We start from the raw sequence: 12,524 nt of genomic DNA, 5'->3' as shown, positions 1-12,524 counted from the left end.
GCCGGCCGCCGCCGTGGCCGCGGCGCCCGCCGCGTTGGCGACGCCGGCCGCCCTGATGATCGGCTCGGCCTTGCGCAGCCCCCAGCGGCCGATCCTGGCCGAGGCGACCGGCGGCAGCGCGCCCGCGGACCGCTCGAGGACCGACGAGCTCGCCGCCTCGCCCAGCATGCGGGTGGTGACCGTGTGGCCGTTCATCGAGGCGAACAGGTGCTGGAACGGCCTGCGGTAGAAGAACACCGCGATCGTCAGCAGGGCCATGAACAGCACCTGCAGACCCCATGGCATGGCCGTGGAGATGATCAGCGCGTACCCGTAGACGAGGACGCTCAGCACGAGCGTGAGCACGGCCTGCCTGAGCAGCGTGCCGACGAGCATCTCCACCCAGCGCATGGCGACGATCCGGCCGCTGCCCGGATGGACGCCGATCAGCAGGAACACGGGCCCGAGGATCAGCAGCAGCAGGAAGCCCACCTTCAGCACCAGCAGCGAGACCGCCACCAGGAAGATGAGCAGGCCGGCCACGATCGCCGCGATGAACGCGCCGACCGCCACGCCGAGCCGGTTGGACCAGTCGCGGCCGGAGAAGACGGTGTAGACGGGGTCGTTCTTGAGCTTGTCGGCCAGCGAGGCGTACTCCGACTGGCGGGCGCCCACGTCGGGCGCCGGTTGACCGGCCACGGCCCGCGGGACCGACTGCATCTCCAGCACCTTGCGGCCCCAGTCGCGCACGATCGGCTGCTGCGGGTCGGCGGTGCCGAACAGGCCCACCAGCCACGGCTTGCAGACCAGCGTGGACCACAGCGCGTCGGCGTTCTGGTCGACGCCCGGCGTGCCGGTCTGGGCGTAGCCGCCGGCCTGGACCTTCGCGTCGGCGCCGCCGGGCGGCGGCAGGCAGGAGGCGCCGCCCGCGCCCGGCAGGCCGGCGAAGGCCGAGTTGACGACCTCGCCGGTCTTGTCGGTCACGACCTTGCCCAGGCCCGTGAAGTCGCCGGGACGGCTGAGGAACCAGACCGCCACGGTGACCGCGAGCACCATCCAGATCACGCCCTCGGCGGTCGTGGTGGCGCGCTTGCGGATCAGCCCGTACCAGGCCAGCCAGATGGCGCCGAGGATGACGATCGGCTGGAGGAAGGGCCAGTACATGGCCTTGGAGAGGTTCGTGATGATGTCGTCGACCACGTCCTTGATCGCCTGGAGCGGTCCCTCCGTCGCCGCCGCCTGGTACGTGGTGATCGTCAGCCGGTCGATGGCCTTGGCCGCGGTGAAGATGCCGTTGGCCCACATGTTGCCGAGCACGGCCACGTAGTCGGAGCAGCCCAGGTCGTGGGTGTGCCAGAACTGGCCGCTCATGCCGAACTGGGAGTAGTTGGTGGTCGGCGTCTGCGGCTGGCCTTCGACGGCCGGCGCCTGGATCAGGCCGTCGGTGCCGCCGCCGACCATCTCCGGGTTGAGCGGGCCCGACAGGTCACAGGGCGCCGCGGCGGCCGGGGCCGACAGCCCGCCCACCACGATCGGCATCACGAGAATGCTCGTGATGAGCGCCAGTGCCAGTGCGAGCCGTCGAGACAGCCGGATCTTCATGACCGTACCTCCTGCGCCCTGCCCACGCCCCCCTGAAGATCATCATGCCCGTTGCCGTCGGGTTTGTCGTGCGTCGGGTTCGTGTCGAGCCAACGGAGAAGATCCTCGGAGATCAGGTCTACTCCGATGCGCCCCGCCCTGCCATCCAGATCGCGGAATACGCATTCGCCGTTGCCGAGCGAGCGCAGCACGGCCTTGTGCTCCTCCGACGGCTCCACCCCGAGCAGGGACATGACGTGGTCCACCTCCACCCGTTCGGTGGACCTGAACGCGAAGACGGACGACAGGCAGTTGGTCACCTGCTCGTTGAGCAGGTCGCCCGCGTTCTGCGAGACCAGCACGAGGGCGGTGTTGCGGGAGCGACCCATCCGGCTGACCTCGGGCACCAGCTTGGCGCCCTCTGGCGTGGAGGTGATCGCCCACGCCTCGTCCAGGAAGATCGCCTTGGGGGCGCGCCGGTCGAGGCCGTTCATCAGCCTGCGCGCGAACTGGGAGACCAGGTAGAGCAGCGCCACCGACAGCCGCTGCTCGTAGGAGTAGTCGTCCCTGGTCGTGGCCACGTCGGGCAGCGTCAGCCCGCCCAGCGTGAACACGGTCGTCCAGCCCTCGCTGTCGATCTGGTCACCGCCCGAGGGGTCGAAACAGAGCCTGGCCAGGTGCATCTCCGACATGGAGCGCAGCACCGCGCCCAGGTTCTTCGAGGCGGGGTCGTCGGCCTGCTCCAGGAAGTCGACGACCTTGCCCAGCGACGGGTCGGGCGCGTTGGAGACCGCGGCCACCGCCTGGATCATGGCCGACTCGCGCTCCTCCGACATGCGGGGCAGCAACAGCCTCAGCGTCTCGGTGGCCATGGTCTTCTTCGCCGCGATGTCGTCGCCGAACGAGAACGGGTCGAGCAGCCCCGGCGCCGCCGACCCCAGCGGGATGATGCGGGCCTTGCGGCCCCGCTTCTCCAGCAGCCGCACCAGCGACTCGGCGTCGCCCTTCGGGTCGATCACCGCGACCGTCACGCCCCTGAGCGCCATCTGGTAGATCATCAGCAGCGCGAGCGTGGTCTTGCCGCCGCCGGGCTCGCCGGTGATCGCGATGGCGGTCGGCCGGTTGCGGGTGGCCGCCAGCAGCGGGTCGAAGTGCACGATGCTGCGGGCCCTGCCGACGGTCTCGCCGATGTACGGGCCGAGCCAGCCCTCGGTGCCGTCGCCCAGCCGGTCGCCGAGGTCGACGGTCGCGGTGGCCATGCCGCCCGCGATGGTGCGCAGGGGCTGCCGCTGCGCGTAGGCGTTGACGCGTACCTTCTCGCCCGGCAGCGTCTCGCAGAACAGCGAGAACTGGTCGCCGGTCGAGTTGACCACGTCGATGCCCATGTCGCGGTAGTGCTCGACGACCGCCTCGACGCGCTGCACGCACATGTCCTCGGTGGGGGCCGACACGATCAGGCGGTGCCAGCCGTACACGAAGGGCAGCCGTTCCTTCGTGATGCCGTGCTCCAGCATGCGGGCCGCGTCGATCTGCTCGGCCAGCGCCAGCGGCGCCTCCGCGCCGGCCTCGCGGATGTGGTGGTCCATGTCGCGGGCGTGCGCGAGCTTGCGCGCGACGTCCTTGGACGCCTTGACCGGCGGGATCAGCCGCATGCGCGACGAGATCTCCACGGGGAAGGCGAGCTGGTCCGCGAAGTGCATCCACGGCTCGCCGTCCGGGAACGGCATGAGGTCGGGGAACCTCGCGAACGACAGGTAGGCCACGTACGAGTCGCCCTGCGGCTGCACGATGCGCAGCAGCGACCTGCCGTTGTGGATCTCCCCCTCGACCAGCGACTCGATCTCGCCCTTGCCCCAGCGCCGCTTCGGGCTGGCCGACGGCGGCGGGTCGCCGAGCGCGCCGGAGGCCGCGTGCTGGAACAGCCACGCCACCTCGACGGAGGTGGCGTGCCTGGCGTACAGGGCGCTCGACGTGAGCGCCCTGCCGAGGCGTTCGGCCTGCTCGGTCCAGCGCCCGATCTCGCTGTCCGGGACGTGGTCGTCCTCCATGCCGAGCGCCTTCTCGGTCTTCTGGTAGAAGCCGAAGAGCTGGGACAGCACGCCGGCGCCGAGCTGCTTGCCGCGCGGGCCGAGCCGCACGCCGAGGAAGACCTCCTTGGACCAGAAGTCCTTCGCCCAGACGTGCCGGTACATCTCCTCCAGGTAGTCGCGCCAGCCGGGCCCCTCGTCGGAGGTGGCGTTGAGCGCCATGGCCCACTCGGCGGCGGGGTACGTGCGGTGCGCGACCCTCAGGTGGACCTCGGCGTCGGGCATCCTGATCGCGGCCAGCGCGATCGTGATGTTGGTGGCCAGGGCCTCGCGTTCGTCGGGTGTGACGAACTCGTAGCTGACCGTCGGAAGGCGGAAGTACGCCCATGCGGAGGTGTCCGTGAGCAGGATGCGGTCGTCGAAATACCGGACCGCCAGGCGCTGGTGCGCTCGTGCCGCCCTGCTCATGCCGCCCCCTCGGCGCATGAACGGGCCAGACCTGCTCGCTTGTTCACTTATCGCTCACCGATTCTCGTGCCCGGGGGGTCACTCGCCAACTCCTCTTCGCTCGGTCGGACGGTCTGTGCCTGTGCCGCGAAGCCCGCGATCACAACGCCGGCGAGGGCGAGATAGGCCCGTTTGCCGGCCGTGCGCAACTGCCCCGGGTCGACGACCTCCGCGCCCTCGGGCGCCAGACCGTCCTCCCAGGGGACCCTGACGATGGCCCGGCACCTGCCTCTGGCCACCGACTCCGCCTGCTCGACGTCGGCCATCGAACGCCTGCTCACGCCGTTGACCACCATGACCGCACGCCTGCGCAGCTCCGCGCAGCCGTGCCCGTCGAGCCACTCGTACGTCATCGCCACCGCCTCCGACGCCTCCTCGCTCGCGGGGACCACCAGGACGAGCTGGTCCGCGTACGGCAGGAGCCTGGCCGCCAGCGCGGCGGCCGGGTCGATGACGGCGAGCTTGTAGTGGCGGTCCAGCAGGCGCATGGACTCGCCCAACCGATGGTCGGAGAAGAACGACCGGTCCGCCAGCCGCTGCTCGGCGCCCGCGTCGCTGTCCGCGCTGATCACCTCGAGCCCCGAGGCGGTCCTCGTGGTGTACCCACGCATGGTGAGATACCCGCTGACGCGGTCGAGCCCGGACAGCAGCGAGGTGAGAGTTTCGGGCGTCTCCGGCTGGATCTTGCTCGTCAGGGTGCCGCCGCCGGTGTTGGCGTCGACGGCCACGACCCTGTCGTCGCGGTATCTGGCGAAGGTGTGGCCCAGCATGAGCGCCGTCGTGCTCTGACCTGCGCCACCGGTGCAGCCCAGGACCACGATCCTGCGGCTGCCGCCGAACACGCCCCTGGCCCTGGCCTCGTCGATCTCGGACCCGTCGGTCCTGACGCCGCCTCCGCCGACGACCACCTGCGCGATCCTCCGCCACCCGCCGGAGTCCCGCCCCACCACGGACTCGACCCGCCGCACCCGGCCTTCACCTGGGCGGGGGACGGGCACGGGAGCGACGAACTCGCCCCCACGCTCCTGCGACACCCCCACACCCCGACCGTCACCGGCACTCGCCGCGCCCCGGCCATCACCGGCACTCGACGTACCCCGGCCATCGCGGACGCTCGCCGCCATACCCCGGTCGTCCTCGACGCTTGCCGCCGCACCCCGGCCATCGCCGGCCTTCGCCGCGCTCCGGGAGTCACCGGCATTCGCCGCCGTAACCCGACCGTCCTCGGCGCTCGCCGCCACCCGCCGATCACCGGCCGCCGGACCGCGTGCGTCGGGCACGCCCACACCCCGGTCGCTGCGCGTGCCGGGGAAGGACCCGCTCCGGTCGCCACGTGTGCCAGGGATCGCCGCACCTCGGTCGCCACGCGTGCCGGGCACGCCCGCGCCGGGCGCATCGCCCTTCGCCGCGAGCCGCCGCACCGTCGACCGCTCGGGCCGCTCAGCCGTCGACCGCTCGGGCCGCTCAGCGGTGGGCCGCTCAGCCGTGGGCCGCTCGGGCCGGTCATCGGCCGCACCCGGCTCCTGCGCATCGGGCTCCTGTGCATCGGGCTCCTGCGTATCGGCACCGCCGGGCACTTCGGTGGCCCGCTGTGCGACGCCCCGCTCCGACTCCTCAGGCACGACCGCACCCGGCGCATCGCTCTTCGGCGTGGCAATCCGCGCACTTGGCGCACTTACGCTGTCGCGCATCTCGGCAGCATCGCCAGCCGTGACGTCGCCGGCCTTCTCCCGTGCGTCGGCCTTCTTCGGCGCGTCGCCCTTCGGCCCGTCGTCCGCCGTACCCGGCGCGTCCACGCCACCGTGCGCATCCGTGACCTCGGCCACCGACTGCGGCACGCGGACGTCCTGGCCGTCACCGACCGCGCCCGGGATGTCGCCCGATGCGTCGGGCGCGTCGACCGTCCTGCCCGACGCGCCTGGCGTTCCAGCCGTCTTGCTCGGACCCGAAGTTCCGGCCGTCGTGCTCGGCGAGTCGACCGTCATGCTTGGCGCGCCCGGCGCGTCGGCTGTCGTGCTCGGACCCGAAGCTCCGGCCGTCGTGCTCGGCGAGTCGAACGTCGTGCTCAGCGCATCCGGCGCGTCGGCCGTCGTGCTGGGCTCATCGCTCGGTGCACCCGGCGTGTCGGCCCTTGTGATGGGCGCCGTGTCCTGCTGGGGCGGGGCGGTGGATGTGGTGTCGGGGGACTCTGTGCCGGGCCTGGTGGCGGCGGGCCGGGGCAACGGCTTGGCGTCGGGGTTGAGCGGCGGCCAGACGCGCTGCGGGCCGGACAGCACCAGCGACGGGCCCAGCCGCGGCGGCTGCCCCTTCCGGTGCTGGTCCCGCGCGACCTCGTCCTCACGCTGTTCCCCGCGCCTTTCCTCGCGGCCTTCCCCACGTCCTTCCTCGCGGCCCTCCCCGCGTCGTTCCTCGCGACCTTCCCCGTGTCGTTCCTCGCGTCGTTCCTCGCGTCGTTCCTCGTCCCGCTCCCGGTCCCGCCGCTCGCCCTCCGCGGGGCCCGAAGGTTCGGCGGGGGCGTCGGCGCTCGCCGCGAGCCGGCGCAACCGCCGCAGCGCCTCGGTGTCGATGGGCTTCCCCGCGGCGGGCTTGTGGGTCTCCGTCTCGCTGACCGCCCCGGCCGCCTCGCGGTCGGTCCGCGACTCGTCGGGCGATCCGGAGGCGAGCCCCTGTACGTCCCCGTTCCGGCCCGCGGCCTCCTGGCCCCGGACCCCGGCCGCGGCTTGGCGGCCCCGCGTCTCGACAGCGGGCTCCTGGACCCCGACGTCGGCCAGAGCGGCGGTGGCCTCCCCCCGCCCCGCGCGTTCACGGGCGGCGGCATCCCTCGCGTCCCCACGATCCCAAGCCACAGCCTCCCGGGCGTTCCCGCGATCCCGAGTCGCAACATCCCGGGCGTCCTCACGATCCCAAGCCGCAATATCCCTGGCGTCCTCGTGATCCCGCGCGTCCACGAACTCCCGGGTGGGAGGCTCGGGACTCTCGTGGCCGCCGGGCGGCAGACCGTCCTGGCGGCGTCCAGGGCCGCCTGGAAGGGCCTCCTCGCGCCGCAACGCACCGACCCCGGACCTCGGTGCCGAAGGCGGGGCCGTCTCGCGTACCCGGGCCTTGAGGGCGGGCGCGGTGCCGCGGCGGGTGCCCCAGCGGCCGGTGGTCGGCTCCGCCACGGGAGCCTGGGCAGCGGCGGCGGCAGCGGCCGCGACGGCCGGGCGGACCTGGCGCGGACCGGCGATCCGCTGGCCCTCGCGCCGCCGCTGCGGCTGGCGGGCCTTGCGGGGCGCCTTCGACTTGGCCCGCGCTGGGGTGGTGCGCCAGACGCGGCCGGAGAACGTGATCGTCTCGGCCTCCGACATGGGCGCGAGGCGGTACCACGCCTTCGGCTGGCCCAGGTAGCGGAGCTGGGACTCGAGGAGCTCGGTGAGCCGCTTGCCCTCGATGACGGGACGCGTGGACAGCCACGTCACGATCCCGGGCGGCACGAGGTACAGCACGTGCCACGGCATCTCCACCGGCACGCCCACCAGGACCAGCAGGAGCGACCACGGAACGAACACCCCGACGAAAACGCCGATCCAGACGATCGGCAGCGGCATCGGCAGCCGTAGGTCGTACAGCTTGTAGAGCCGCTTCTCGATCCGCCAGATGTTCGTATACGTGGGCAGGTCCACGCCGGTCCTCCTCTCCACCCGCTCGTACATGACCGCCGCGGAGCGGTCTCAACCCTTTACTTGATGCCCAGAGCGCCCGCGATCGCCTTCGCCGTCACCTCGATGATGTTGGGAACGTAGAAGATCACGCCGATGGCCACAGCCAGTATCAGGAACTGCACGAAACGTGTGATCTCGCGGGTGAAGAGGAAGAAGAGCGCGACCACCGAGACGACGACGAGAAACAGCGGGGCGAAGAAGCCGCGCAGGAAGTTGGCGAGGCCTCCGGTGTCCGGGCCGGTCGCCGGTGGCGTCGGCGTCAGTTCGATCAGGTGGAGCAGAACGGTCTTCAGGGTCACTTCTTGTCCTCCCGGGGGGTACCGATGAGCGGCGTGGCCGTGCCTCTATCCAACGACCCGGCCGGCGCCGCGAATGTCGGCGACGAACCACTTGTCGCCCTGCTTCTCGACGGTCAACCGGTAGGCCATCTCCAGCGTGCCGCCCACAGCCGCGGGATCGGTGGCGTCGGGGGTGGCGGGTGTCTCGCTGTTCGGCACGACCCACACCACGACCGCCTGGATCTCTCGGGTGGCACCCCCCACAGGCACCACGACCTTCTTCAGCTCCCTGAACGTGAACGTGCCGCCGAAGCTCGGCAGGGTCCGGCCCGCGGCGACGTAACGCTGCAGCCCGGCCGCGTCGCCGGAGGCGTAGTCGGTGAAGAAACCCTTCAGTTGCTCTTTGAGCTCGCTCGCGGTGGCCTCGTCGGTCTCCGGCGCGGCGACCTGCGGCACGTCGGCCGGGCCCGGGGCGGGCAGCACCGCGGGACGGCCGACCACGGCGAACCTGCCGCCCCCCTCGTCGCCCGAGTAGTAGAGCGGGACCGACAGCATCAACCTGCGCGGGCCTGACTGGAAGGCCACGCTGACCAGGGCGTTGTGGGCGTCGCTCGCCTCGATGTCGTACGGCTGGATGGCGACGGCCGCGAACTTGCCGTAGCCGTCCCAGCCCATTTGCGGATCCATGCCCTCGGCCAGGAAAGCGCCCAGCTTGCGCGACCTGCTCGCGGCGTCGTCCGGGCTGAAATTGAGATAGACCCCGGCGAACTGGGCGGCGAAAGCCATGCCCCGGTCGGCCGGAAAACCATGGTGAGCAGGCGCGACGCTATTGGGCGTCGCGCTCGTTTGTTGGGTAAATCGCTCAAATGGGGCACGAACCCCATTCACGACGACAACCACGATAACTGCCCAGAGAATGACACGGCCGGTCCATACGAGCCACCGCCCGCCTCCGCCCGACCAGCCGCCGCGCCGCGGCCTGCGAGGCGGCGGCGCGTCGAAGTCAGCCGTGTCAAGGCGCGCGGAAAGCTCGGGGTCGCCAGCGATCCGAGGATCGTGCTGGACGGTAGACCTACGAGCCATCACGCCTCCGCTCGCGCCGATCCCCCCGGCTGGCGCGGTGTCGTCCGTTGCCGATCCCCATCATCCGCGGTGAAGTAGTCACCCTATCCGGTCTCCGCCATTGTTCCAGGAAAGCCACGCCCATGCTGCGGCATGACCGTCCTGACGGCAAACCGGGTCGGTGGGCAGGCCTCATTGCCGATTCCTGAGACTTCCCGGTGGAAACAGCTTTTGACCAGCCCAGATACCTAAATTGGCATAGCGCGACAGCCACGGATTCCTGTCCTACCGGGCATGGACTCTCGCCAGGCGGATTCGGTATGGATCGCGGAGCGGAGTCAGGGCCGTCAGGCGGGCTCCGGATCCTGGGTCGGGCGCGGCTGACGCCTGCTGTGCAGGTCCACGACCGTCTGCTGGGCCGACCGGTCCAGGGACACGACCGTCGGCTGCACCGCCCGCTCCAGGGAGCCGCGCAGGTCCGCCAGCATCTCGGCGGCGTCCCGCTCGCGCATCCGCGTCGCCATCTCGTTGCGCTCGTCGACCTTCCTGCGGAGGTACGCCTCGCGGTTGACGCGCAGGCCGTACATGAGCTCGACCCTGATCAGGGCGAGCTCTTCCTCGAGGCTGATGCCGGCCAGAGTGGGCGTGGGACGTCGTTTCCGGATGATGCGGCGGATCATTGAGGGCCTCCCGAGTCAGCGTGAACGCCGTGACGATTCGACGCGCGGGGGCCCAAAGTGGTTGACGCATCAGTTGTCCCGGCATCAGACGTCCTACCGATTCCCGGGATGAGACGTCTGAGGGGGCATCGCCGCCGTCACCATCGGTAACGTACCGTAACGAACGGCGGCTTTCCGTGATTTCCCACGGGACACCCCGGCCCGGGCCGTGCTCAGACGTTGAAGCGGAACTCCACCACGTCGCCGTCGCGCATGATGTATTCCTTGCCCTCGACGCGGGCCTTGCCCGCCGCGCGGGCGTTGGCGATGGAACCGACCTCGACCAGGTCGTCGAAGGAGACGACCTCGGCCTTGATGAAGCCGCGCTGGAAGTCGGTGTGGATCACGCCGGCCGCCTCGGGCGCGGTGGCGCCCTTGGGGATCGTCCAGGCCCTGGTCTCCTTCGGCCCGGCCGTGAGGTACGTCTGCAGGCCGAGCGTGTCGAAGCCGACCCTGGCGAGCTGCCGCAGCCCCGACTCCTCCTGGCCGACCGACTGGAGGAGCTCCAGCGCCTCCTCCTCGTCGAGCTCGACCAGCTCCGACTCGATCTTGGCGTCCATGAAGACCGCCTCGGCGGGCGCGACCAGCGTCGCCAGCTGCTCCCGGAGCGCGGAGTCGCCCAGCTCGTCGGCGTCGAGGTTGAACACGTACAGGAACGGCTTGGCCGTCAGCAGGTGGAGCTCGCGCAGCTCCTCGCGGTCGAGGCCGCTCTCGAAGATGGTCTTGCCGGTCTCCAGCACGCTCAGCGCGGCCTCGGCGGCCTCCAGCGCGGACTTCTTGTCCTTGTTGTTGCGCGCCTCCTTCTGCAGGCGCGGGATGGCCTTCTCGACCGTCTGCAGGTCGGCCATGATCAGCTCGGTGTTGATGGTCTCGATGTCGCGCTTGGGCGAGATGTCGCCGTCCACGTGCGTGACGTCGGGGTCGCTGAAGACGCGGACCACCTGGCAGATCGCGTCGGTGTCGCGGATGTTGGCGAGGAACTGGTTGCCCCTGCCCTGCCCCTCCGAGGCCCCCTTGACCAGGCCCGCGACGTCGACGAACTCGACCTTGGCGGGCAGGATGCGGGCCGAGCTGAAGATCTCGGCCAGCTTGGGCAGCCGGTCGTCGGGCACGCCCACGATGCCCACGTTGGGCTCGATGGTGGCGAACGGGTAGTTCGCGGCGAGCGCGTTGCCGGACTTCGTCAGCGCGTTGAAGAGCGTGGACTTGCCGACGTTGGGCAGACCGACGATACCGATTGAGAGACTCATGCTGCCGACTCCGTCGTCACCATGAGTCTTTGACTGCTGTGTTTGATGGTTCTCTCGCTGCGCTCGCTCACGGAGCCTAAGTTTACGTGCTGAGCGTAACGAGCGTGTCGGGGCGGATCGGCGCGCCGGAGTCCTGCATCATCGATCAAGTGGATGCCGTCTCGCTTCTCGTAGGTCTGGCCGCCGGGCTCGTCATCGGTTTCCTGGTGGCCAGGACGCGGGCAGCGGTGCGGGTGGCCGAGGCGGACGCGCGGGCCAAGTCGGCCGCCGACAAGCTGGTCTACGTCGAGGAGCAGCTCGCCGAGCGCTTCCAGGCCCTTTCCACGCGCGCCCTCGACGTCAACAACATCCGCTTCCTCGAGCTGGCCGAGACCAGGCTGGCCGCCAGCCGCGCCGAGGCCACGGGCGATCTGGACCAGCGCAAGCAGGCCGTCGAGCACCTGGTGGAGCCGCTGAAGGACGCGCTCGCCCGGGTCGAGTCACAGCTGCGCGACACCGAGTCCGGCCAGCGCGCGGCCCGCGCCGAGCTGGCCAAGCAGATGGAGTTCGTACGGCAGAGCCACGACCAGCTGCGCTCCCAGACCACGGCCCTGGTCAGGGCCCTGCAGCGGCCCGAGGCGCGGGGCAGGTGGGGCGAGCTCCAGCTGCGCAGGGTCGCCGAGATCGCCGGCATGCAGCACCACTGCGACTTCGACGAGCAGGTCACCCAGGGCCCCATGCGCCCCGACATGGTCGTCAGGCTCGCCGGCGGCAAGAACATCGTGGTCGACTCCAAAGTCTCGCTGGCGGCCTATCTGGAGGCCGCCGAGGCGTCCGACGAGAGCCTCGCCACGGTCCGGCTCGACGCCCACGCCCGGCACGTCCGCGAGCACATCGACCGGCTGGCGGCCAAGTCCTACTGGCAGGGGTTCAACCCGTCGCCGGAGTTCGTGGTGCTGTTCATCCCGGGCGAGGCGTTCCTGGCCCCGGCGCTGGAGCGCGATCCCGGGCTGCTCGAATACGCGATGACGCGGCGGGTCCACATCGCCACGCCGACGACGCTGATCACGATGCTGCGCACCGCGCACTACGCCTGGCAGCAGGCCGCGCTGAGCGAGAACGCGCGGGCGGTGTTCGAGCTGGGCAAGGAGCTGTACGAACGGCTCTCGTCCCTCGGCAGGAACGTCGACTCGCTCGGCAGGGCGCTGACGCGGGCCGTGGAGGCGTACAACAAGTCGGTCGGATCGCTCGAAAGCCGCGTCCTGGTCACCGCGCGCAAGCTGCACGATCTGGGCGTCGTGGACGGCGATCTCGACTCCCCTGAGATGCTCGAAGGCCTGCCCAGACCCCTGGCATCCCCCGAACTGCTGGAAACCTCGCCTCTGCTTTCCCACTCGAACGGTAAGTTGGCCAACGGGTCGCAATAAATCGGGGGTGGGGC

General features: G+C 70.7%; 8 protein-coding genes. 1 reads left to right on the top strand and 7 read right to left on the bottom strand.

The features are described from left to right. The 7 genes from ACWDX9_RS20950 to ychF form a co-directional block, all read right to left on the bottom strand. Positions 1-1,581: type IV secretion system protein (locus ACWDX9_RS20950; RefSeq protein ID WP_449956312.1), on the bottom strand; the 1,581-nt coding region annotated here is incomplete at its 3' end. Next, on the bottom strand, positions 1,578-4,055 hold the full coding sequence (locus tag ACWDX9_RS20945; RefSeq protein ID WP_449956309.1) for an ATP-binding protein: 2,478 nt from the start codon (positions 4,053-4,055) through the stop codon (positions 1,578-1,580). The genes ACWDX9_RS20950 and ACWDX9_RS20945, both read right to left, overlap by 4 nt. Before the next feature lie 47 nt (positions 4,056-4,102). After that, positions 4,103-7,756 carry a TcpE family conjugal transfer membrane protein gene (locus ACWDX9_RS20940; protein ID WP_449956306.1) on the bottom strand — a complete coding sequence of 1,218 codons (3,654 nt, stop codon included), beginning with the start codon at positions 7,754-7,756 and terminating at the stop codon, positions 4,103-4,105. Between the two features lie 56 nt (positions 7,757-7,812). Beyond that, entirely contained in the window at positions 7,813-8,094 is a 282-nt protein-coding gene (locus tag ACWDX9_RS20935; protein ID WP_185068535.1) for a hypothetical protein, read from the bottom strand. Positions 8,095-8,139: 45 nt separating this feature from the next. Next, positions 8,140-8,859: a conjugal transfer protein gene (locus ACWDX9_RS20930; RefSeq protein WP_449956303.1), complete on the bottom strand. Its 720-nt coding sequence runs from the start codon at positions 8,857-8,859 to the stop codon at positions 8,140-8,142. Between the two features lie 623 nt (positions 8,860-9,482). Further along, positions 9,483-9,815, bottom strand: a complete 333-nt coding sequence (locus tag ACWDX9_RS20925) for a hypothetical protein (protein ID WP_350725620.1) — start codon at positions 9,813-9,815, stop codon at positions 9,483-9,485. A 212-nt stretch (positions 9,816-10,027) separates the two neighbouring features. Next, positions 10,028-11,104, bottom strand: coding sequence for a redox-regulated ATPase YchF (ychF, locus tag ACWDX9_RS20920; RefSeq protein ID WP_350725621.1), 1,077 nt, complete (start codon positions 11,102-11,104; stop codon positions 10,028-10,030). A 149-nt stretch (positions 11,105-11,253) separates the two neighbouring features. Between ychF and rmuC the strand changes: the two genes are divergently transcribed. Next, complete coding sequence (gene rmuC / locus ACWDX9_RS20915; protein ID WP_449956300.1) at positions 11,254-12,510, top strand: DNA recombination protein RmuC; 1,257 nt, start codon at positions 11,254-11,256, stop codon at positions 12,508-12,510. The last annotated feature ends 14 nt before the right edge of the window (positions 12,511-12,524 follow it).

The organism is Nonomuraea sp. NPDC003201, from assembly GCF_053590415.1.
Note: the sequence above shows the minus strand (reverse complement) of the source record. Positions and strands in the feature narration are given on the sequence as shown.

Bases quoted from the DNA above. Each gene is read 5' to 3' on its own strand.
- ACWDX9_RS20945 (WP_449956309.1), bottom strand. From the start codon at position 4,055: ATGAGCAGGGCGGCACGAGCGCACCAGCGCCTGGCGGTCCGGTATTTC.
- ACWDX9_RS20930 (WP_449956303.1), bottom strand. From the start codon at position 8,859: ATGGCTTTCGCCGCCCAGTTCGCCGGGGTCTATCTCAATTTCAGCCCG.
- ACWDX9_RS20925 (WP_350725620.1), bottom strand. From the start codon at position 9,815: ATGATCCGCCGCATCATCCGGAAACGACGTCCCACGCCCACTCTGGCC.
- ychF (WP_350725621.1), bottom strand. From the start codon at position 11,104: ATGAGTCTCTCAATCGGTATCGTCGGTCTGCCCAACGTCGGCAAGTCC.